The organism is Mycobacterium sp. 1165196.3 (genome assembly GCF_001673415.1).
In the GTDB taxonomy this organism is placed as follows: Bacteria; Actinomycetota; Actinomycetes; order Mycobacteriales; family Mycobacteriaceae; genus Mycobacterium; species Mycobacterium europaeum_A.
Genome location: NZ_LZLU01000037.1, coordinates 1 through 20,392, shown reverse-complemented (window position 1 = coordinate 20,392; position 20,392 = coordinate 1). Strand labels below are relative to the sequence as shown.

The 20,392-nt window shown below is 67.3% G+C and carries 19 protein-coding genes; 7 read left to right on the top strand and 12 right to left on the bottom strand.

The features are described 5' to 3' along the window. Window position 1: 1 nt before the first annotated feature. Window positions 2-1,357 (bottom strand): amidohydrolase family protein, encoded by a 1,356-nt coding sequence (locus A5659_RS03925; RefSeq protein ID WP_067179393.1) that lies wholly within the window; start codon window positions 1,355-1,357, stop codon window positions 2-4. 295 nt (window positions 1,358-1,652) lie between these two features. Here A5659_RS03925 and A5659_RS03920 point away from each other — a divergent pair, with 295 nt between their 5' ends. Further along, a complete protein-coding gene (locus A5659_RS03920) occupies window positions 1,653-2,630 on the top strand; it encodes a LacI family DNA-binding transcriptional regulator (RefSeq protein WP_156748809.1) in 978 nt (325 codons plus the stop codon). 1 nt (window position 2,631) lies between these two features. Here A5659_RS03920 and A5659_RS03915 read toward each other — a convergent pair whose 3' ends face one another. The 3 genes from A5659_RS03915 to A5659_RS03905 are packed head-to-tail and all read right to left on the bottom strand — an operon-like array spanning window position 2,632 to window position 6,486. After that, entirely contained in the window at window positions 2,632-3,042 is a 411-nt protein-coding gene (locus A5659_RS03915; RefSeq protein ID WP_066878470.1) for a Zn-ribbon domain-containing OB-fold protein, read from the bottom strand. 4 nt (window positions 3,043-3,046) lie between these two features. Next, window positions 3,047-4,255: a thiolase family protein gene (locus A5659_RS03910; RefSeq protein ID WP_067179391.1), complete on the bottom strand. Its 1,209-nt coding sequence runs from the start codon at window positions 4,253-4,255 to the stop codon at window positions 3,047-3,049. Between the two features lie 8 nt (window positions 4,256-4,263). Further along, window positions 4,264-6,486, bottom strand: a complete 2,223-nt coding sequence (locus A5659_RS03905; RefSeq protein WP_067179389.1) for an acyl-CoA dehydrogenase — start codon at window positions 6,484-6,486, stop codon at window positions 4,264-4,266. Between the two features lie 170 nt (window positions 6,487-6,656). Between A5659_RS03905 and A5659_RS03900 the strand changes: the two genes are divergently transcribed. Further along, complete coding sequence (locus tag A5659_RS03900; protein ID WP_066869919.1) at window positions 6,657-7,253, top strand: TetR/AcrR family transcriptional regulator; 597 nt, start codon at window positions 6,657-6,659, stop codon at window positions 7,251-7,253. A 10-nt stretch (window positions 7,254-7,263) separates the two neighbouring features. Here the strand turns inward: A5659_RS03900 and A5659_RS03895 are convergent, their stop codons facing one another. After that, window positions 7,264-7,860: a TetR family transcriptional regulator gene (locus A5659_RS03895; RefSeq protein ID WP_067179387.1), complete on the bottom strand. Its 597-nt coding sequence runs from the start codon at window positions 7,858-7,860 to the stop codon at window positions 7,264-7,266. A 63-nt stretch (window positions 7,861-7,923) separates the two neighbouring features. On the opposite strand from A5659_RS03895, the gene A5659_RS03890 reads away from it, so the two are divergent. The 3 genes from A5659_RS03890 to A5659_RS03880 all read left to right on the top strand — a co-directional run bounded on the left by A5659_RS03890 (window position 7,924) and on the right by A5659_RS03880 (window position 11,342). Then, on the top strand, window positions 7,924-9,021 hold the full coding sequence (locus A5659_RS03890; protein WP_067179385.1) for a DUF1214 domain-containing protein: 1,098 nt from the start codon (window positions 7,924-7,926) through the stop codon (window positions 9,019-9,021). Beyond that, complete coding sequence (locus A5659_RS03885) at window positions 9,018-10,190, top strand: sulfotransferase (RefSeq protein ID WP_066869910.1); 1,173 nt, start codon at window positions 9,018-9,020, stop codon at window positions 10,188-10,190. Before A5659_RS03890 ends, A5659_RS03885 begins: the two co-directional genes overlap by 4 nt. A 78-nt stretch (window positions 10,191-10,268) precedes the next feature. Next, on the top strand, window positions 10,269-11,342 hold the full coding sequence (locus A5659_RS03880) for a DUF190 domain-containing protein (protein ID WP_067025657.1): 1,074 nt from the start codon (window positions 10,269-10,271) through the stop codon (window positions 11,340-11,342). Here the strand turns inward: A5659_RS03880 and A5659_RS03875 are convergent. The 5 genes from A5659_RS03875 to A5659_RS03855 all read right to left on the bottom strand — a co-directional run bounded on the left by A5659_RS03875 (window position 11,339) and on the right by A5659_RS03855 (window position 16,787). Beyond that, window positions 11,339-12,958 carry a GMC family oxidoreductase gene (locus tag A5659_RS03875; protein ID WP_082975888.1) on the bottom strand — a complete coding sequence of 540 codons (1,620 nt, stop codon included), beginning with the start codon at window positions 12,956-12,958 and terminating at the stop codon, window positions 11,339-11,341. The genes A5659_RS03880 and A5659_RS03875 overlap by 4 nt on opposite strands. Before the next feature lie 181 nt (window positions 12,959-13,139). Next, a complete protein-coding gene (locus tag A5659_RS03870; protein WP_067179383.1) occupies window positions 13,140-13,961 on the bottom strand; it encodes a helix-turn-helix domain-containing protein in 822 nt (273 codons plus the stop codon). Window positions 13,962-14,035: 74 nt separating this feature from the next. Further along, the gene (locus A5659_RS03865; protein WP_066869952.1) at window positions 14,036-14,929 is read right to left on the bottom strand and encodes a fructose bisphosphate aldolase; all 894 of its coding nucleotides are present in this window, start codon (window positions 14,927-14,929) and stop codon (window positions 14,036-14,038) included. Between the two features lie 119 nt (window positions 14,930-15,048). Beyond that, on the bottom strand, window positions 15,049-15,639 hold the full coding sequence (locus A5659_RS03860; protein ID WP_067179381.1) for a cytochrome b: 591 nt from the start codon (window positions 15,637-15,639) through the stop codon (window positions 15,049-15,051). Next, on the bottom strand, window positions 15,636-16,787 hold the full coding sequence (locus A5659_RS03855) for a catalase family peroxidase (RefSeq protein ID WP_369829354.1): 1,152 nt from the start codon (window positions 16,785-16,787) through the stop codon (window positions 15,636-15,638). Before A5659_RS03855 ends, A5659_RS03860 begins: the two co-directional genes overlap by 4 nt. 358 nt (window positions 16,788-17,145) lie before the next feature. On the opposite strand from A5659_RS03855, the gene A5659_RS03850 reads away from it, so the two are divergent. Together A5659_RS03850 and A5659_RS03845 are read left to right on the top strand one after the other, a co-directional pair. Beyond that, window positions 17,146-17,523, top strand: coding sequence for an STAS domain-containing protein (locus A5659_RS03850; RefSeq protein ID WP_066869897.1), 378 nt, complete (start codon window positions 17,146-17,148; stop codon window positions 17,521-17,523). Window positions 17,524-17,582: 59 nt separating this feature from the next. Then, window positions 17,583-18,011 (top strand): ATP-binding protein, encoded by a 429-nt coding sequence (locus A5659_RS03845; protein WP_082975890.1) that lies wholly within the window; start codon window positions 17,583-17,585, stop codon window positions 18,009-18,011. Here A5659_RS03845 and A5659_RS03840 read toward each other — a convergent pair whose 3' ends face one another. Together A5659_RS03840 and A5659_RS03835 are read right to left on the bottom strand one after the other, a co-directional pair. After that, complete coding sequence (locus A5659_RS03840) at window positions 18,012-19,088, bottom strand: phosphotransferase family protein (RefSeq protein ID WP_067179379.1); 1,077 nt, start codon at window positions 19,086-19,088, stop codon at window positions 18,012-18,014. Next, a complete protein-coding gene (locus tag A5659_RS03835) occupies window positions 19,085-20,221 on the bottom strand; it encodes a hypothetical protein (RefSeq protein WP_067179377.1) in 1,137 nt (378 codons plus the stop codon). Before A5659_RS03835 ends, A5659_RS03840 begins: the two co-directional genes overlap by 4 nt. Between the last annotated feature and the right edge of the window lie 171 nt (window positions 20,222-20,392).

The window sequence follows — 20,392 nt, the reverse complement described above, 5'->3', positions numbered from 1 at the left end:
CTCAGTTGCCCAGGGTGGTCGCGCGTCCAGCGATTCCGGACGCCTCGACCGTGACCGGCGCCTGCGCGGAGGCCTGCGCCTGCAGCGCGAACTGGGTCATCCGCGTCCACGCGTCACGGTCGCGCTGGCTGGCTTGGCGGCCGACGTGGGTGACCACATCGACGTCGGTGGCCTGCGCGCGTAGGTAGCCGGCCCGGGCGTGGTCTTTCGGGATGTACCGGAACGGATCGAATGAGTATGCGGCCATGGCGTTTTGGTGGGTGATCTTGTCGATGACCGTGTCGTCGAGGTGGCCCATGGTGGCGATGACGTCCTCTGGGGCGAAGGGCCAGTTGCTGTCCGAATGCGGGAAGTCGGACTCCCAGCACAGCATGTCCTCGTTGAACCAGTTCATGTTCTGCACGCCCACCTTGTCGCTGATGAAGCAGGTGTAGAAGTGCCGCTTGAACACATCGGTGGGTCCGTCGTATCCGGGTGGGAAGGTCGCCAGCGTCCACCCCGAGTGACGGTTGTAGACGTGTTCGGCCCGCCAGAGGAAGTACGGTATCCAGCCGACGTCGCCCTCGGTCAGCGAGAACTTCAGTTGCGGGAAGTCGGCCCAGAACTGCGCCCAGATGAGCTCGGTGAAGGTGAACATGCTCATCATCGACGAGGCCGTCATCTGCACGCTGGGCGGGGCGTCCGTCGACACCTGGGGAGAGCGCGACGCGGACCCCACATGCGTGCACAGCACCGTGTTGTGTTCGCAAACGGCCTCGAACAACGGGTACCAGTATTTGGTATGAATGCTGGGCATTTGCAAGGCTTCTGGGTTCTCCGAGAAGGTGACCGCGTGGCAGCCCTTGCCGGCGAGGCGCTTGACTTCCTTGGCGGCCTCGGTCACGTCGAACAACGGCAGGATGCCGCACGGGATGAACCGGCCCGGGTAGGCCCCGCACCATTCGTCGACGTGCCAGTCGTTGTAGGCCTTGATCATCACCAGGTTCGTGTCGCGGTCGGGGCCCTGGTTGAGGACCTGGCCGGAAAAGCCGGTGAAGTTCGGGAAGTTCAGCCCCGCCAGCTGGCCGCCGGCATTCATGTCCCGCACCCGCTCGTCGACGTTGAAGCAGCCCGGCCGCATCTCGTCGTAGCGTGAGGCGTCGATGTTGTACATCTCGCGCGGTTTTCCCGCGACGGCGTTCAGCCCCATGTTGCGTCCGCGGATCTCACCGTAGTACCACTGCTGGATGCCGTCGGGCTCGAGAACCACCCGCGGGGCTCGGTCCTTATAGGCGGCGGGAACGTGGGCGTCGAACATGTCAGCGGGCTCGGCGATGTGGTCGTCCACGCTGATCAGGATCAGATCGTCCTTGTTCATGCCGCGCTCCTCGATCGGATCATCAGCGACTAGTAGACAATGGTGTGAGTCACAGTGTCAACCGCGGCGTCAGGTGCGGGTCGCCGCGGTTTCCACCCGAATCGCGGCTGTCCCAACCCCAGGTCGGCATGCGGCGGTACCGGTTCATCGCTGACAGATCATTGCCGTTCGGTCTTCGCAAAGACTATTAGTCCAAGCGGTGGCGCTGCGTGCGAACTCCACACGCGGCATCGCGCGATGCGCTTTGCCGCCGCGTGCCACGATGGGGCATGACCGGCCGGGAAGGTGACGGAAGTTGAGCAACAATAAGGCTGCGCGTCCGACCACCGCCGACGTGGCCCGGTTGGCCAGCGTGTCGACCGCCACGGTCAGTTATGTGCTGAACAACGCGCAGGGCCGGCGCATCTCCCCCGAAACCCGCGATGCGGTGTACCGTGCGGCCAAACTGCTGGGATACCGGCCCAATCTCGCCGCCCGCAACCTGGCGCGCGGCAAAAGCGGTGTGGTGCTCTACGTGGTCCCGCACGTGGCCGTGGGCGAGATGCCGATGCAGGCCGGCAGTCACATGACCACCGCACTGGCCCGCGAGGGTTTTCTTCAGGTGCAGATCTTCGAGACCGACGACGACCAGCATCTGGTCGACGCGATCGAAAATCTCGACCCGGTCGCGATCACCAGCCTGTTCCCGTTGAGTGCGGCCGCCCGTCAAGCGGTGACGAAGGCGGGTATCCCCCATATCGAGATCGGGACATTGCCCGCGCTCAAGAACCCGCACCTGTCGGTGGGCCAGATGCGCGTCGAGCACCTGGTCGAGCGTGGTCATCGCCGAATCGCGTTCGCCTACACCGGGATTGCCCGGTGGCGCCCGCTGGGTGACTACTGGTTCGAGGGTGTGTCACGCGCGGCGCAGTCGCGCGACCTGCCGCCGGTGCGCGTCGACGAGGTCACCCTGGACAACGCCGCCGACGTGGTCAGCGCCTGGGTGGGCGAGGGGGTGACCGCGGTATGCGCCCAGAGCGACGAGATCGCCTGCCTGGTCCTCTACGGTATCCACCAAGCACGGCTGCGCTGTCCCGGGGACCTCGCCGTGATGGGCGTCGACGCCAGCCCGATGGGCATGGTGAGCACTCCGCCGCTGACCACTGTGCAATTCGATCCCTGCGCGGTCGCCGACGCCGCCCTTGCCGCCGTATTCGAGCGGCTGGGCCATTCCGCCCCACCGTCTCCGGAGCTGACCGACATCGCCCACCTCGTGGTGCGGTCGTCGACCTGACTCAGTCGGCGGGCTCGTAACGCAGCAGCGTGACGTCGTGCTCCGGGTAGTCGCAGAACACCGGCTGCACCCGCATTCCGACCCTGAGGCGAACCGGGTCGACGTTGACCATCTCGGTGGAAAACCGTGGGCCCTCGTCCCATTCGACGATGGCGAGCAACTGCGGCACGGCGTCGGCGAAATGCGGGCTGACCGGCCGGTGCGCGACGGTGTAGGAGTACAGCGTCCCCATCCCGGAAATCTCGCGCCATTCCAGGTCATCGGCCAGGGTGCGCGGCGCGCGCACTCGCGGGTAGAACACATAGGCCTGTAACGACGGCGAATACTGGATGACGATGCGATGCTCGCCGAGCGCGTCCCAAAACGGCGCGCTGGTGGGCGTTTTGACGGGCATGGGCCGTTCGAAATTCATCTCCTCAGTCCCCTTGCAGGATCAGCGTCGTCTGCTCGGACAGGATGCCCCCGTTGCCGGACACGAACGCCCGGTTGCAGTCGGCGATCTGCGCGGCGCCCGCGCGGCCCATGATCTGGCGGGTGGCGTCGCAGACGTGGTGCATTCCGCCGGCCAAACCCGCTTGGCCGAAGCCCAATTGGCCGCCCGCGGTGTTGAGTGGGAAATCGCCGCGGAAGGTCAGGTCGTGGTTGGCGACGAATTCCATGCCCTTGCCCTTTTCGCAGAAGCCGGCATCTTCCAGGGAGAGCAGCACGGTGATGGTGTAACAGTCATAGATCGACACCATGTCCATCTGTTCGCGGCTCAGCTCGGTCATGGCGAACGCGGTGTCCGCCGCGGCGGCGATCGGGGTGTGCAGCAGATCCTCGGCGTACGTCGGGGTCTTGAACGGCACGTGTTCGCCGAATCCCTTGATCCACACCGGGCGATTGCGCGACCGCCTGGCGACGTCGGCGCTGGCGACGACGACCGCGGCGCCCCCGACGCAGGGCATGACGATCTCGAGCATGTGCAGCGGGTCGGCGATGACCGGGCTGGCGAGCACGTCGTCGACGGTCAGCGGCTTGTCCTTCCAGATCGCGCCGTCGGTGTGATTGGCGTTGACGCGCTGATCGACGACGATCTTGGCCATCGCACGCTCGTCGTAGCCGTAGACCGCGGCGTAGCGCTGCGCCACCTGGCCGTACGGTCCGTTCTGGCCGAGGTTGCCGTAGGGGATCTCGAATTCGGCTTGGGGCGAGCCGTATTGGTTGCTCGACGAACCGAAGAACATGGCGTCGACCATGGGCCGGGGCTTCTTCTTGGACGACGGCGTGATGTAGCGGGCGGGCAGCGCGCACAGCACCGCGTCGCAGATCCCCAGCTCGACGGCCGCGGCCGCGCGCCACACCATGGCCGCGGCGCTGGCCCCACCCAGATCGACGTGCTCGGCGAATCTCGCTCCCACACCGAGGTATTCGGCGACCGTGGAGGGGACGAAGATCTCCGACTCGGCCAGGTGCGACGCCACGATGCCGTTGACGACATCTCCCGGCAGGCCGGCATCCTCGAGCGCGGCGGCGCCCAGCTCCGCCCACTGCTCGAGGACGAACGGCGCGGGCGAGGCCTTGTTGAGCCGCTCGGGCGGCAGCTCGACGTATCCGACGATCGCGGCTTCTCCGCGTAATCCCATGCTGTGCCTTACTTTCGGGGTAGTCCGAGGATCATCTGCGCGATGATGTTCAGCTGGATCTCCCTCGTCCCGCCTCCGATCAGCTCGGCCGGCAGGTGCAGGTAGGGTTCCACGACCGCGGCGGCGGGGTCGTCGACCATCGCGACCTGCCCGGTCAGCTGCAGCGTGGCCTGGAAGGTGCGGCGCAGCAGCACATTCATCGCGACCTTGGCGATGCTGGACGCCGGGCCGGACGCCTGGCCGTCGAGCAGCCGAATTGTTTCCCGCACCCCGAGCGCCCTGATCGCGTTGGTGTAGGCGTCGAGCTCGCCGAGCTCGCGCAACGCGTCGTCCCGATCGGGTCCGGGTTGCGCGGCCAGCCGGCGCAGGGCGACGGCCCGGTCGAACTTGACGTATCCGCTGATGGCCGTGCGCTCTTCGGCCATCGTGGCGATCGCGAGGCTCCAGCCGTCGGTGGGTCCGCCCAGCAGCATCTCGTCGGGGACGAAGACGTCGTTGAGGAACACCTCGTTGAAGTGCGCCTGCCCGGTCGCGGTCTTGATCGGCTGGATCTCGACCCCGGGGGAACGCATATCGAGGATGAAATAGCCGATGCCGCGGTGCTTGCCGGCTTCGGGGTCGGTGCGGGCGAGCAGTGCACCCAGGTCGGCGTATTGGGCCAGCGACGTCCAGATCTTGTGGCCGTTGATCCGCCAGCCGCCGTCGACCTTGGTGGCCCGGGTGGCCAGCGACGCGAGGTCCGAACCGGCCCCTGGCTCGCTGAACAGTTGGCACCAATGAATGTCACCCCGCTGGGTCGGCGGAATCAACCTCTCCTGCAACTCTTTTGGCGCGGCGGCCAGCACCGAGGGCAGGATCCACTCGGCGATGTTCAGCGACGGCCGAACCAGCCCGGGCCGCTTGGCGAACTCCTCGTCGATGATGAGCTGCTTCAACGGGCCCGCATCCACGCCCCACGGCGCCGGCCAGTGCGGCACAATCAGACCGGCGTCGGCGAGCAACGTGCGCTGTGGCCCCGACGCCTGGTCGGCGTAGTCACCGTGCGGTGCGGGTTTGTCGTTGCTCAACTGCAGGGCCGCATCCAGCGTTTCGGCCACCCAGGAACGGAATTCGGCCTCCGCATCGCCGAGATTGACCGACATGTCGCGCGTCTGGGTGCATGTCAGCTCCCCCAGCCGTCGCGCCCAGCGATTCGCCGGGCCGATCGATCCCGCCAGGCTGATGGCTCGCCGCCAGTACAGGTGCACGTCGTGTTCCCAGGTGAAACCGATGGCGCCGAGCATCGTCAACGCGTCGAGCACCAGGTCCGGCGCGGGCGAGATCGCGATCACGGCCGCGCCGGCCGCGGCGATCCGATGCTGGTCGAGTGATTCGCCGACGGCGCGGACCGCGTCCCAGGCCGCCGCGGTGGCCAACTCGCTGCTCACCAACAGCATCGCCGCGTTGTGCTGCAAGGCCTGAAACGTGCCGATCACCTTGCCGAACTGCTCGCGGATGCGCAGGTGCGCGGTGACGGTCCGCAGGCACCACGCAACGATGCCGGCGGTCGTGCTGGCGACGAGCCCCACGACCACACAGCGGGCACGCTCGGTGTCCAGGCCGGTAAGCACCTCGGTGTCGGTGACGCTGTGGTCGTCGAGCCGCAGGATGCCGGCGTCGGCGACGAGGTCGGTGCCGATTACGGGTTCGACTGTGGCCGTGGGGGTTTCGGTGTCCACCAGCGCCCAGACTACGTCGCCGTCATCGGTATGGGCCCCAAGCAGGATCGTTCGCGCCGCGCACACCCCGAGGGTGACGGGTGAAGCTCCGCTGATCCGCCAGTTGCCGCCGTCGAGGCGCGCCGAGAAGCCGTCCCCGGGTAGCACGATCGCCGCGGTGGCGCCGGCTGCCAGGTCCCGAAGGAATGACTGGGCGCTCGGCGTCGGATCGGCGAGCAGTGCGGCGGCTCCGGCGCTGACCGTCGGCAGCAGCGGGCCGGGGAGCAGCGAAATGCCCGCCGATTCCAGAACGCATGCGGCGTCGATCAGTTCCCCGCCTTGGCCGCCGAGGTCTTCGGGCAGATGCACGGCGTGGAACCCGTTGGCAACCAGAGCATCCCACCATTCGGGGACTCGTCCGGCCGCGAGGTCACCGAAGCTGTCACGCGTGGTGGCGATGGGGGCATGCCGGGCGGCGAATTGTCCGACGGCGTCGCTGAGCTCCTGCTGCTCCGGACTCAGTCCCAGACTCACGAGGACGGCCGAGCGATAACTGGCGTTGGCCGCACCGACTGCTATCCTTTCGTTACAAGACGGACCGTCTCGTCTTGTGGCAGACTACCGGGGCGAATCGGGATATGTAAAGCGCACCCGATCCCCGCGAGGGGCGTTCGATCTGAGTTCGCAGAAGCGAGGACCACCAGATGCCAACCGATCTCGACGCGGTGAACACGGCGGCGGGCTCGCCTCGCAGACGCAGCGAGAAGTCGCGCACGGCGATCGTCACCGCCACGCGAGAACTGCTACTCGAGCGCGGCTTCGACGGGCTGACCATCGAGGCGGTCGCCGCGCGCGCCGGCGTGGGCAAGCAGACCATCTATCGATGGTGGCCCACTCGCCCCGCGCTGGTCGCCGACGTGATGCTCGAAGATGCCGACAAATTGCTCGCGTCGGTCAACCACAGTGGCAACCTGGCCGCCGACCTGGTGGGCTGGGTGGGCAAGTTGTTCGCCAGCCTGACGACGCCGCGCGGTTCGGCCATGCTGCGCACGCTGACGGTGGCCTGCATGGAACACGAGGACACCGCCGTCAAGCTGCGCGCCGGATTCAGTGCGCCGCTACACGACAGCGTGCGGGCCCGGCTCCGGGCCGACGGCATCGACGAGGCCACCGCGGAATCGGCTGCGGATGCCATCGTCGGTGGGGTGGTGTACCCGATCCTTTCCGGCGCGCAGCCCTACTCGCGCCGCCGCGCCGAACGGACCACCCGGCTCATCGTGGAGGCGCTCACCGTCGCCTGACCGTCGCGCGTCAGTCGACCGACACCGCGGCCAGGCCCCGGCGCACCCGGTCGGGCAACGAACCCCCGTGGCTCAGCCAGTCGTCCAGCGCGACGCGCACCGCCGCCATCGCCAGCGCCCCGATCAGGCGTGGCCGCGGGTCCTGCGGGGTCAGGTTGGGCATGCGGGGCGCGATGAGCTCGGCGATCGCCAGCTCATAGCGCACATAGATATGCAGCGTCCACGCGTCCAGCGTGTCGGATGACCTTGTCAGCGTGGCCAATTCGCGGATCTGCGTTTCGATCTCGGCGAAGCCACGGGCGAGCTCACCGAAGGCGCCGGCTACCGCTTCGATGGCGGTCAGCTGCGGTGGTTGGGCGGCCAGCGCGGCGGTGATCCGGTCCAGCCAGTGGGCGTTCATGCCCTCGGCGACGGCGTCTTCCTTGGAACTGAAGTAGCGGAAGAACGTTGCCCGGCCAATGTCAGCGGTGTCGGCGATGCGGTCCACCGTGGCCCCCGCCAGACCCCGGCTGGCGACCAGCTGGGCGGCCGCCGTGGCGATGCGCTGGCGCATCGCCGCACGCTTGCGCTGGGCCAGCGACGGCGTAGCGGACGCTGCACTTGACATGTCCCCACCCTGTTTCCTGCGAATCGTCCCCACAATCGTAAGACATAGTCTTAGCATGAGACGATGTCTCAGATCACCGCTTCGTCCGATCAGCCGGCCCCTAAGGCGCGCGCCGCGTGGGAGTTCTTCCAGCAGATGCTGGCCGACGTCACCAAGATCGTGACCGAGGATGCCGAGTCGGCGCGGGAACTGGCCGAGGGTCTGCGCGTGGTCGCCCGGGTGTCAGCGCTGTGCGCGCAGATGACGGTCGAATCCGACCCCGAGCGGCCGTCGTTCTTCGATATGTGCTCGGAGAACCGGATGGTCGGGGGCCCCAACCCGGACGGCAAGTATTACCTGGCGATGATTCGCGGCGACCGCCGCTACCGCATCACCGGCACCCGCGGCTCCAGCGCTTACCTGGGATTCCAGATCCTGGCCGGGACCGGACTCACCCCGCGGCGGATGGCGGCCTACCTGAGCGACGTCGACCTGGCGCTCGACTCCGGTGAGTTCACGCTCGTGCTCGCGGCCGACGAACCCGCCGATCTGGCCGGCGCTCAGTGGGTGAAGATCCCCGACGACGCCTCGTCGGTGGTCGTCCGGGAATACATCGGTGACCGGTCGAACGAGGAATTGGCGACGCTGCGGATCGAGGCGCTGGACCCCGGGCCCGTGCCGACGCTGACCGACGACGGGCTCGCCGACCAATTCACCGCGATGGCATGGTCGCTGATGAAACTCGCGACCCTGCACCGCACCATCAAGCCGGAACTCCTGCACACGCCAAATACGTTGCTGACCGCCCAAGCCGCCGACCTGGGTGCGGCCGACACCACGCCGGACAACCTGTACATGATGGGCACCTTTCGGCTCGAACCCGGTCAGGCCCTCGTCCTGGACATCGTCCCGCCCGACACCCGGTACTGGAACGTCACGCTGGAAAGCATTTGGCACGAATGCCTGGAGCCGCATCGCCGGCACAGCTCGGTGACCAACCGCGGCGTCCAGCCCAACGCCGACGGGCGGGTGCGGATCGCAATCGCGGCCGAAGACTTCGGGTTTGGCCACTGGCTCGACACCGGTGGCCGGCATCGCGGCTTCATCGTCGTGCGCTGGCTGGACAATCCGAGCCCGCCCGACGTCACCGTGTCCGTGCGCGAGGCCGAGGAGCGGAAATGACATTGCAGGACCGCTTCGCTCCGGAACGATTGATCGCCGCCGCCTGCGACGAAGTCGGCAGCGACGACTTCGGCGACGAGGGTTGGCGGCCCGGATTGCACCGGGTGACCGACGGGCTGATCAACGACGCCCGGCTATCCGACATCGGTGTCGAGATCGCCCACCTTGACCTGATGCGGGCGCTGAAGAACCGGCTCGGCGTAATCGCTTGGCGCAAAGAACATCCCGAGGTCTCCCGCGAGGAGGTCAAGGCGCCGATCTTCATCGTCGGCCAGCCGCGCACCGGCACCACGATTCTCTACGACCTGCTCGCCCAGGATCCCGAGCTGCGCGCGCCGCTGACGTGGGAGGTCGACGAGCCCTGTCCGGTGCCGCAGCCCGAGACCTATCACAGCGATCCCCGCATTGCCCAGACCCAGGCCGGCATCGACCTTTCCGAACAGATCATGCCGGGGTTCTTGGCCTTTCACCCGATGGGAGCGCTGGTCGGCCAGGAGTGTGTGCGCATCACCGCGGCCGAGTTCGTCAGCATGATCTTCTCGGTGCAGTATCGGCTGCCGAGCTACTACCGTTGGCTGATGTACGAAGCCGACCATGCCGGCGCCTATCGCTTCCACCGAATCTTCCTGCAGCACTTGCAATCCGGTGTGTCCGGTCAGTGGCTGTTGAAGTCGCCCGCCCACCTGTGGCAGCTGGACGTCTTGCTGGCCGAATACCCGGACGCGTTGATCGTGCAGACCCACCGCGACCCACTCAACGTCATATCGTCGATCGCCGCGCTCACCCATCACCTGCGCCGGATGTGCAGCGACGAATCCAGCATCACCGAGTGCGCGGCCCAGTCCTACGAGGAGATCATCGTCGGCCTGGAGCGCGAGATGGCCTTGCGGGACAGCGGCGCCGTGCCCGCGGACCGGGTGATCGACGTGCAGTTCGCCGACTTCATGAACGACCCCTGGACCACGATCAAGGACATCTACCAGCGGATGGACCGCGAGCTGCGCCCCGATGCCGAGCAGAAGATGCGCGACTTCCTCGCCTCCCACCCCTCGGACGGCGGGCGCAGCCGATACACCTGGGCGGACACCGGGCTGGACGCGGTCGAAGTGCGTGAGCGAGTGAGCGCCTACCAGGACCGCTACGGCGTGCCCACCGAGCAGCTGCGCTGAGGTAGGTCACACCGAACACCGCTGCGACGCTTGACGTCTGCGAACGGTACGCTCGGCGCAAGGGCGACGGGAGCGGCGATGGACGACGATTGCCTGAAGCTCACCACCTATCTGGCCGAGCGCAGGCGGACCGGGGACAGTTTCGTCTCCGATGTGCTGCTCGGCCTGTACGCGCGGCACCGAATCGCCTGCGGCGTCCTGCTGCGCGGCATCGGCGGGTTCGGCACCGGTCACTATCTGCGCACCGACGAGTCGCTGACGTTGTCCGAGGACCCGCCCGTGGCGATCATCGCGGTCGACACGCGAGCGAAGATCGAGGCGCTGCTCGACCCGGTGCTGAGCGTCAAGCAGCGAGGCCTGGTGACCCTGGAACGTGCTCGGCTGCTGCACGACGACATCGGGTCACCGCGGCTACCCGAGGATCTGCACGACGCCGTCAAGTTGACGATCTACGTCGGGCGCAAGCAGCGCGTCGACGGCTCGCCCGCCTACATCGCGCTGTGCGACTTGATGCACCGGCGCGGCCTGGCCGGCGCCACGGTGTTGCTCGGGGTGGACGGCGTCGCACACGGAGAACGCCAGCGCGCGAACTTCTTTGGCCGCAACGCCGATGTGCCGATGGTGATCGTGGTCGTCGGCTCCGGCGAGCGCATCGGTCGGGTGCTACCGGAGCTCGGCCAACTGCTGCGCAGGCCGCTGTTCACCGTCGAACGGGTCCGGGTGTGCAAGCGCGACGGCCGGTTTCTGGAGCGGCCGCACGCCCTGCCCGGCGTCGACGAGCGCGGCCTGCCGCTGTTCCAGCAGCTGACGATCTACACCTCGGAATCGGCGCACCATGCGGGTGTGCCGATACACCGCGCGATCGTCCAGCGGCTGCGCCAAGCCAAGACCGTCGACGGCGCGACCGTGCTGCGCGGCGTCTGGGGGTTCCACGGCGACCACCCGCCCCACGGCGACGGATTGCTCTCGTTGACCCGCCGGGTTCCCGTCGTCACCGTGGTGATCGATACGCCGGCCAACATCGCCGAATCCTTCGCCGTCATCGACGAAGCGACCCGACACGAGGGCCTAGTGACCAGCGAGATGGTGCCCGCACTGGTCTCCGACGACGGTGACTCCGGGCCCCCGCGCATGGCCCGGCACCGCTACTAGGAGTGGTCCGCGACGAGCATCGCGGCGGCGCGCTCGCCGATGATCACGCTGGGCGCCATGGTGTTGCCGGTGGTGATTCCCGGCATCACCGACGCGTCGGCGACGCGCAGCTTCTCGATCCCGTAGACGCGCAGTGATGCGTCGACGACGGCATCCGAATCGCGGCCCATCTTGGCCGTACCGTTCTGATGCCAGTAACTGGTCGCGGCGTCGCGGACGAAGCCCTCGAGGTCACGGCCCTTCAGGTTGCCGGGTGTCACCTCCCGGCTGACGAACGGGCACAGGGCCTGCGAGTTCCCGAGTTCGCGGCACAACTCCACCGCGGCTAACGCCGCCTTGAGGTCGTCGGGATCACCAAAAGTATTGGCGTGGATGCGGATCGGATCATCCGGGTGTGGTCCGGTCAGCCGGAGGTGTCCACGACTCCTCGGGTGTGCCACACCGGCGAACAGCGTCCAACCGGACTGTGGGAGGCCGAATCTGGCAATCGTCTCGTCGGTGCCGATGGGCACCTCGGCCTGGCAGATGAACACGTCCGGCGTCTCGGCATCCGACATGGTCCAATACACCGTCGCCTCCGACATGGTGTTGCGCGGCGGCAGCGGCACCCGGTCCTGCCACACGCAGTGGATAGCCACATGGTCCTGGAAGTTGCGGCCCACACCCGGAAGATGCTGGCGCACAGGGATTCCGAAGGCGTGCAGCTGTCCCTCGTCGCCGATCCCCGATTGCATCAACACCTTCGGGGTATGGATGGCCCCCAGGGACAGCACCACCTCGCACTCGGCGCCGACGACGAGCGTCGACCCGCGATACCGGATCTGAACCCCGGTAGCGCGGTTCGCATCGAAGACCACCCGGGTCACGAGGGCCTCGGTGAGCACCGTCAGGTTGGGCCGATCCATGAGCGGATACGTGTAGGAACGAAATATCGACTCCCGCTTGCCGTTGCGCGCGCGGATATCTTCAATGGCCGCCCCGCCGGGCCCTTCCATCATGCGCCCGTTGGGATTTTCGAAAGTGGGAATCCCGATCGAACGCGCGGCCAATAGCGTGGCCGGTGCCAGCGGGCTCGGTTCGGGAGCGGGCTGCACGAACACCGGTCCACCGGTGCCCCGGTAGGCGGGATCGGCGGGGCCATGCCAGTCTTCGATGCGGCGATAGATGTCGAGAACTGCGTCGTAGCCCCAGCCCGGATCCCCGGCTTGGTCGGCGAAGAAGTCCCAGTCGTTCTTGTGGCCGCGCGCCCAGCACATGACGTTGATGCTGGATCCCCCACCCAGCACCTTGCCCATCGACATCGGAATGGACCGCCCGTTGATGTGCGGGTTCGGTACGGCACGAAAGCCCCAATCGCGTTCACTGCCGAGGTTGTAGGGCCACTGGTTGGCCTGGGTGACGGCCGGTACGTCGTCATCGCCGCCCGCCTCCACCAAAAGCACATTGACCTCCGGATTCTCGGCCAGGCGCCCCGCGACGACCGAACCCGACGACCCGGCTCCGCACACGATGAAGTCGTAACACGGTTTCAGCTCGCCCGTGAGGCGCTGCTGATTTGCCCGCACCCGCGCCTGAAAGTCCTGCGCCGCCGCCGAATTGGTTTGTGCAGATGCCATGCCCACCGTCGATTGCTCCTTGGCCGTCGGTTTGTTGCAATCAGCATGTCGGGTGCTCCAGGGCGCATCCAGGCCCCGTCGTTCCTGGTAGCGCGGCGGCTAGGCAGCGCGGCGACGTGAAGCGAGATAGCCCGCGCTGCAGTTCAATTGGCGCGCGCTAGGAGCGCATGGCGCCCAGGGCTTACGTCGTGGGCTGCGCGAGGCTGGAGAGCAGACGCAGCCGCTCTTCCGACGGTGAACCGGCTTCCGCGTAGTAGGTGACCAGCGCCTGCCGTGTTTCGGGAAGAACGAAGGCGCGGTAGTGCAGGTCGAGCGGGCCCACCTGCGGGTGATTTATCAGCCCCATGCCACTGGTCTTCTGTTTGACGTCCTGGCGGGCCCACAGCGTGCGGAAGTCGTGACTGGCGATGCTCAACTCGCCGATCAGCTTTTGCAGTTCCGGATCGCCGGGACTCTCCTCGGCGATGTTGAAGCGCAACCAGGACACCAGAATGCCGGCGACCTCGTCCCAGTTACGAAGCCACTTGCGCAACTCGGGGTCCAAGAAGATGAACCGCAGATGATTGGAGCCCGGCGCGAAGTACGGAATGAGCGCCCGCGCCATCGAGTTGCCCAGCAGGATGTTCATATGACGGTCCTGCACATAAGCGGGAGTCAGATGCCAGGTGTCGAGCAGCCCCTGCATGCTAGGGTCCACCTTCGCTGCCGCCGGACGCCGTCGGCGGGGGGCGGGATGGGTGAGGGTCCGCATGTATTCGGCGGCATCGTCGTTGAGTTGCAGCGCGCTGGCGAGCCCCTCGAGGACCTGGTCTGAAGGCTGCCGCTCGCGCCCCTGCTCCAGCCGCAGGTAGTACTCGGCGCTGATGCCGGCCAGCATCGCGACTTCCTCGCGGCGCAAGCCGGCCACCCGCCGGCGTTCACCCCCGACAAGGCCGACATCGGCGGGCTTCAACAAGCCGCGCCGTGCCCGCAGGAACGTCGCCAGCGCTTGCTGATCGCGCATGAAGTGACCCTAGCGCCGATGGGCGCCGTTCGGGTGGTCCCGCTACTACCAGGACCGAGGGCCCGCAGGAAGGTTCAGCCGGCCACCGAAGCGTCGTAGATGGACTGGATCGCCTTGTCCAGGGTGGCGTTGAACTGCTCGTCGGACTGGTCGACGGTCAGGCCCTCGGTCAGCGCGCGGCTGAAACTGGCGATCAGCCCGGTGTTCTTGGCCAGCAGGTCGTTGGCTTCCTCGCGGGAGTAACCGCCGGACAGGGCGACCACCCGCATCACCTTCGGGTGCTCGATCAGAGGACGGTAGAAGTTGACCTCGGTGGGCAGGCTCAGCTTGAGCATCACGCGCTGACCGTCCGGCACGGAGTCGAGCTGCTTGGTGATCTCGTCGCGCAGGATGCCCTCGGCCTCGGCCTTGTCCGAAATCGAGATGGTGACCTCGGGCTCGATGATGGGCACCAGACCGTGCGAGAGCACCTGATGGCCCAGCTCGAACTGCTGGGCGATCACCGCCGCGATGCCCTTGGGGTTGGCACCGCCGATCACCGACCGCTCCTTGGTCCCGAAGACGCCCAGGCCGGCGGCCCGGTCCAGCAGTTCGTCGAGGCCCGGGATCGGCTTCATCAGCTGGACGTCGTCGGACGCGTCGGCCAGGCCCTTGTCGATCTTGAGGATCGGCACCACGCCCTTGGTCTCCCACAGGTAGGTGGTCGACGGCTTGCCCGCGATCTCGCGGTCCATGGTCTGCTCGAACAGGATCGCGGCCAGCACCCGGTCACCGGTGAACGCCGGGGACGTGATGATCCGCGAGCGCATCTGGTGAATGAGGTCGAACATCTCCTTCTCGGAGGAGTAGGCGTCGTCCTGGATGCCGTAGAGGCGCAGCGCCTTGGGCGTCGAACCGCCGCTCTGGTCGAGCGCCGCGATGAATCCTTTGCCCGCCGTCATCCGCTCCGCTTGCTGCTGGTTCGACATTGAACTCTCCCAGTTCCTCATGGCCCTCACGGGCACGGCGCCCACGGCCGGTGACCGCGCGCTCAAGTCCGAATCGTGCCGATCATATTCGGCCACTTTGGGCCCGAGCAGGCAGGTCGTCAGACTGCGACGTCGGTCTGCGCCTCGGTCTGGCTGCGGGGTGGCGGCTTGCTGCGCCACACCGCCATGCGGTCGAGGAGCCGGTCGCGCAAGACGAGCGTGTGGAAGAGTACCGCCGTCATGTGGGCGGTAAACGCGAGGAAAAGCAGGAGCGCGAAGGCGCCGTGGCACTCGCGCAGGACCGCGAAGACGTCGACGTTGTGCGGTGCGATGCCGGGCAGCGCGACGGGCCCGAGCAGGGTGATCGGGAAGCGCGCCGACGACAGCATGGCCCACCCGGTCAGGGGCTGCACGAGCAGCAGGGCGTAGAGCAGGTACTCCGATCCCGTCGCGACGCGGCGTTCGGCCTTGCTCATGGTGGCCAAAAACGGCGGTGGCCGGTGCCTGAGCCGGTTCACCAGCCGGACCAGGGCGAAGGCCAGGATCAGCAGGCCCAGCGGCCGGTGGATTGCCAGTAGTCGTGGGTACAGGCCCAGGGCGGCGACCATGGTCACGCCGATGAGCAACTGCGCGATCACCATCGGGGCCATCAGCCAATGCAGGACGCGCGAAAGCAGGGTGAACCGCGGCGCGACGGTCGCCTCAGTCATTGCAGGACCGCTTCGACGCCGACTGCGCTGGGCGTTTTGGGCTCACCGGCGCGGCGACCGAATGAACGGGCGTACACCGCCGAGCGCGCCGCGAGCAGCGGGTCGTCGGAGGCGGTGATGCCGTCCGGCAGCACCAGCGGGTCGAAGTTGATATCGCGCGCGTTGCCGGCGTCCTCCGTCTGGACCGCGGAGATGGTGATGGTGCCGGCGTCGATGGCGCGCCGTCCCGGCGGCCACGGTTTGGTGGCGTCGTCGGTCGGGTCCCCCGGCTCGCCGACGGTGAGCATCAGCCGCCAGGTCAGCGGGGTGCGCGCCAGCGTCCGGATGAGGGCGTCGAACAGGTAGTCCTTGGCCGGCGGCCCGGCGGGCAGGGCCGCCACGTCGGCGCCTTGCTGGGGAATCGCCGACCAGCGCACCGGCACCGTCGCGCCGGCGCCGTTGGTGAACCGAAAGGCGTTAAGCGCATGGAAGGCGCTGTCGGCGAATCCCGTGCTCGGCGGCGCCTGCTTGATGATCCGCATGGCCGCGGCGGTCTCGGGATGGCGTTGCAGGAACGCGGCCATCTGCTGCGGGTCGGGCTTGCCCGTGCCGGGCAGCGGCTTGGACGCCAGCAACCGGTCGTAAAACCCCTGCGGGGTGCTGTCCGGGAAGACCGGGAGGTTGATCATCGCGGTGCGCCACTGCCGCCCGGCGGGCCCGTCGAACAGCAGCCCCAGCCCGCGCACGGTGTCGAGCTTGTCGGCCTGGTCGGGCAACCCACCGGACAGAGAGAACCGGCCGATCAGGGGAACGCTTCCGGGCGCGAAGACCGCGGCCCGGCAGATCCCCGCTGCCGCCCCGGTGCTGACGAACGTGCCGGTGGCGCTGAGCCCTTTGGCGTGGTTTCGCCGGAACCCGGCGTGGCGGCCATAGACGTGCTCGAAGCGATCGGTGAATCGGGGCGGCGTCAGCGCGCCGGGCCGTAGCCAGGCACCGGCATAGGCGAAGCCACCGACGTCGACCGCGGCGGCGCCGGCTACCGCGCCCATGCCGAGCAGTGCGCGCCGCCGGTTCAGCGCACCGGAAGTCGACGCCGCGCGCGGGTCTTCTCCGGGATCGTCGGGCCGCTCGCCGCTGTGTTGCTCGCCGCCGCGATCACCGGGTTCCACGGCCGACCGTCCTTCCCATTTCTGCAGGCCACGACACGCGGGGCGAGAGCGAAGCAGGTGGAAGCAATTCACGCACGGGCCGTTGGCCCGTGCAACTTCTAGGCTGGCCGTCACGCACATCCGGACTACGTCGCGGCGCCCGAAATCGTTCAGCGTTTTGAGCGTGGTACGCCGCGTGTCCTACCATTGACTAAACACTTGTAGCTGTATCTGCATTTACCAGCGCAGATCGACGGGGTGCGTCTCCTCCGTAGGCAAGCGTGTTCCCGCGGGGTTGAATAAACAGCCCCCGGATACGGCAGTGGCTGTTCAGAAGGCTAGCGGTGTCCCGCAAGGGACCGAATGTGAGTGATAGACCATGGGCGAACAAACCGGCGACTTAGTCGATCCAACCGCTTTTGAAGTGGGCAAACACCAGGTAGACCAGGCGGTCGTGCTCAGCGTCTCCGGCGAAGTCGACATGCTCAGCTCGCCGCTGCTGGCCGACGCGATCCAGACCGCGCTGGCGACCAAGCCCGCGGCCTTGATCGTCGATCTGTCCAAAGTCGGTTTTCTGGCGTCGGCCGGGATGACGGTCCTGGTTTCCGCGCAGGCCGAGCTCGAGCCGCCGACGCAGTTCGCGGTGGTCGCCAATGGCTCGGCCACCAGCAGGCCGATCAAACTCATGGGTATCGACAGCGTGCTCTCGCTCTACAGCAGTCTGGACGGAGCGCTGAGCGGCATCGCTGGTGAGTGAGCGTCGACAGGGTGGCAATGCAACTGGGAATGACGGGACGCGCTGACCAGCCGCAGAACGTGTCCAACATCGATGACCGATCCCGCTTCGTACGGACGCGTGTGGTCGCCGACGCGCGCAGCGCGGCCCGCACCCGCGCCGAATTCGCGGCGTGGCTCGAGCGGTACTTCTCCCTTGACGACGACCGGTTCAGCGATCTGCTGCTGGTGGTGAACGAGGCGATCGCCAACGCCGCGGAATTCGCCTACGTCGACGCCGCCGAGCGCGGCACGCTCGACGTGCGGGCAGCCTACGACGCGAATGCCGACACCCTCGCGGTGACCGTCGACGACCGCGGCCGTTGGCGACAGAAGGTGCCGGTGCAGCGCCAGCAGCAGCGGCGCGGCCGCGGCATTCCGCTGATGGAGGTGCTCGCCGACGCCGTGGTCATCGAGCCCACGCCGCAGGGCACCCGCGTCACGTTGACGTGGACCGACGTCAACGCCTGATCAGCCCGCCAGCACCTGCTGGATGCGTTCTTCCCGCGGCAGCACCGGACCGTCGTCGAGGGCTTCGTCGATTCCTAGCTCGGTGAGCCCGGCGCTGGTCAGCAACGAGGTGCCGTAAGCGGCCAGCACGAGTTTCTGGTCCGCACTGTGCCCGTCCTCCACGAGCATCGCGCCGATGAGGCAGATGACGGCCATCTTGAACGCGTTGAACGCCCGATACCAGGGCCGGTCGGTGACCGTGATGCCGCTGGCCGACTCGTAGTGTGCGAGCAGCTCATCGATGGAAAGGGCCGCGGGGTGGCTGGTGATCCCGACCGGCTGCATCCACAGCATTTCGAGCCACCCGATGTCGGTCAGCGGATCACCGACGGTCGTCATCTCCCAATCGAAGACCGCGCTGACCTCGCCGCCGGAGAAGGCGAAATTGCCCGGTTTGGCGTCCCCGTGCACAAGGGTGACCTTCGGGTACGGCGCGGGCTCGGCGGCGAGCAGGGCCTCGTGCAGCCGCTCCAGGGCGGGCAGGCGGTCGCGCTTGACCCGGTTCATCTCCGCGGCCCAGTGCGCGAGCTCGCGGTCCAGATGGTCCGAGCCGTCGTCGAGGGTGTCCAGCCCGGTCCGTCTCAGGTCGACCGTGTGGATGGCGGCCAGCTGTTCGACCAGGCTCTGACACATTCGCACCACAGCACGGTCGGCGTCGGGCGGCGGCTCCATTTCGTAGACGTCGCCGTCGACGCGTTCCATGACGAAGAACGGCCTGCCGAGGATGTCGCCGGTGGGCTCGAGCCACAGCGCTCGCGGCACGCGGACCGGGGTTTCGGCCAGGGCTCGCAAAATCCGGAACTGGCGCGCCAGGTCGTAGGGCTCCAACAGCGCCGGTGGCCGCGGGCGCAGCCGCAACACGACGTCCTGGTGGTCGTCGCGCCCATCCGTGCGGGTGACGACGCGCAGCGTCATCATCTCGGCCGAGTGCCCGAAGCTCACCCGGTCGACGCCCTCGAGACGGACGTCGTCGGCGTCCGGCAGCTGCGTGCGCAGCCAGCCACCGAGCCGCCGTTGCAACTCCTCGCCCAGCGTCATTGGCGCACCCCCGCGTCATCCGCGGGCAGTCGATCGACCGGGGTTTTGTCCTGGGTGAATGCGGACATGTCCATCGCCGCCCAGTTGGGGTAACGGCGATAACCCTGGCCGCCCAGCAGCAATTCGAAGATGCCCCAACCGGTCTCGCCACCCCTTTCGAACCGCATCAGCTGGTCCAGGGCCATCGACTTGCCCTCTGTCTCGGTCAGCTGTTCGGGATCGCTGCTGTCCCAAGTCAAATGGATGAAGTATGCGCCGCCGCCCAGGTCCTCGTACTGGCAGTGCGCCATCGGCAGCCCGTAATAGGCGTTGACCTCGAGGTGCGGCGCCTCGGCGATCACCCGATGGGCCTCGCCGTCCTCATCGGTGAAGACGAGCACCGCGCGGGTGGGCCGCTTGCGGTCGCCGTCGAATTCGACCTCGTGGGAGATCTTGACGAATCGCTTCGACAAGGTCCCGTCGGCATGCGTGATGCCGCCGTCGACGTAATTGACCGTGCCATCGGAGGATTCGATGATCCACGCTTCGATGGCATGGTCGCCGAAGCCGGCGTCGAGCCACAGCCAGAAGTCGATCTTGTCGGAGATCCGCACCCCGAAGGTGCGGTCACGTCCGCCGTGGAAGCCGTCGACGCTGATGCGTTCCCCGTCGATCTGCACCCAACCACTCCACCGGCCGGGTTCTTTCATGTGGTACATGTCCGCGAGCAGTTCGCCGTTCTTGCCATGCACTTTCATGGGTAACAACTCCCACATCGGGGCGGTGGGTTCGTAATAGAGTTCCCATTCGATTCCGGAGTTGTTGGGCTCGATGTCCAATCGCCACTTCTTCAGCGGCTCGACGCAGGTCCAGCGCATCGGCCCGGCGCGCAGCTCGGCGCGGTCATCGCCTGATACCGGCCGACCGGACAACAGGTCCCAGTGCCGGCCGTCGGCGAGGCTGACCTTGACGTAACCCAACCCGCTGGCGGTGTTCGGGTTGTTGCCGTAGCCGCTGGCCAACAGCATGGTGCCGTCCGGCGACGCGGCGAAGAAGTAGCACCGATCCGACCACGTCGGATCGGTGTCGTGCACCTGGTCGAACGTCGTCGGCAGCTGGTGGGTGAAAGACTCGTCCGCCGCGGAGTACCCCATCGATGGCCCTTTCTGGCTCGCTGACACGTTGTGCTGCAGGAGGATTCGTTAGCGGCTCAGGCTGGGCCGGATTCTGCTCGCGTCAGATAACAAAGCAGCACAACGCATCCCGTAACATCGCCGCCATGGAACCGAGCCGGCGCTGGGGCGACGACCGCGCGATCCTCGATG

Coding starts and splice junctions, on each gene's coding strand:
- A5659_RS03875 (WP_082975888.1), bottom strand. CDS start 12,958: ATGGCATCTGCACAAACCAATTCGGCGGCGGCGCAGGACTTTCAGGCG.
- A5659_RS03925 (WP_067179393.1), bottom strand. CDS start 1,357: ATGAACAAGGACGATCTGATCCTGATCAGCGTGGACGACCACATCGCC.
- A5659_RS03860 (WP_067179381.1), bottom strand. CDS start 15,639: ATGACTGAGGCGACCGTCGCGCCGCGGTTCACCCTGCTTTCGCGCGTC.
- A5659_RS03835 (WP_067179377.1), bottom strand. CDS start 20,221: ATGGGGTACTCCGCGGCGGACGAGTCTTTCACCCACCAGCTGCCGACG.
- A5659_RS03890 (WP_067179385.1), top strand. CDS start 7,924: ATGTCTCAGATCACCGCTTCGTCCGATCAGCCGGCCCCTAAGGCGCGC.
- A5659_RS03865 (WP_066869952.1), bottom strand. CDS start 14,929: ATGTCGAACCAGCAGCAAGCGGAGCGGATGACGGCGGGCAAAGGATTC.
- A5659_RS03895 (WP_067179387.1), bottom strand. CDS start 7,860: ATGTCAAGTGCAGCGTCCGCTACGCCGTCGCTGGCCCAGCGCAAGCGT.
- A5659_RS03880 (WP_067025657.1), top strand. CDS start 10,269: ATGGACGACGATTGCCTGAAGCTCACCACCTATCTGGCCGAGCGCAGG.
- A5659_RS03915 (WP_066878470.1), bottom strand. CDS start 3,042: ATGAATTTCGAACGGCCCATGCCCGTCAAAACGCCCACCAGCGCGCCG.
- A5659_RS03910 (WP_067179391.1), bottom strand. CDS start 4,255: ATGGGATTACGCGGAGAAGCCGCGATCGTCGGATACGTCGAGCTGCCG.
- A5659_RS03900 (WP_066869919.1), top strand. CDS start 6,657: ATGCCAACCGATCTCGACGCGGTGAACACGGCGGCGGGCTCGCCTCGC.
- A5659_RS03840 (WP_067179379.1), bottom strand. CDS start 19,088: ATGACGCTGGGCGAGGAGTTGCAACGGCGGCTCGGTGGCTGGCTGCGC.
- A5659_RS03850 (WP_066869897.1), top strand. CDS start 17,146: ATGGGCGAACAAACCGGCGACTTAGTCGATCCAACCGCTTTTGAAGTG.
- A5659_RS03885 (WP_066869910.1), top strand. CDS start 9,018: ATGACATTGCAGGACCGCTTCGCTCCGGAACGATTGATCGCCGCCGCC.
- A5659_RS03870 (WP_067179383.1), bottom strand. CDS start 13,961: ATGCGCGATCAGCAAGCGCTGGCGACGTTCCTGCGGGCACGGCGCGGC.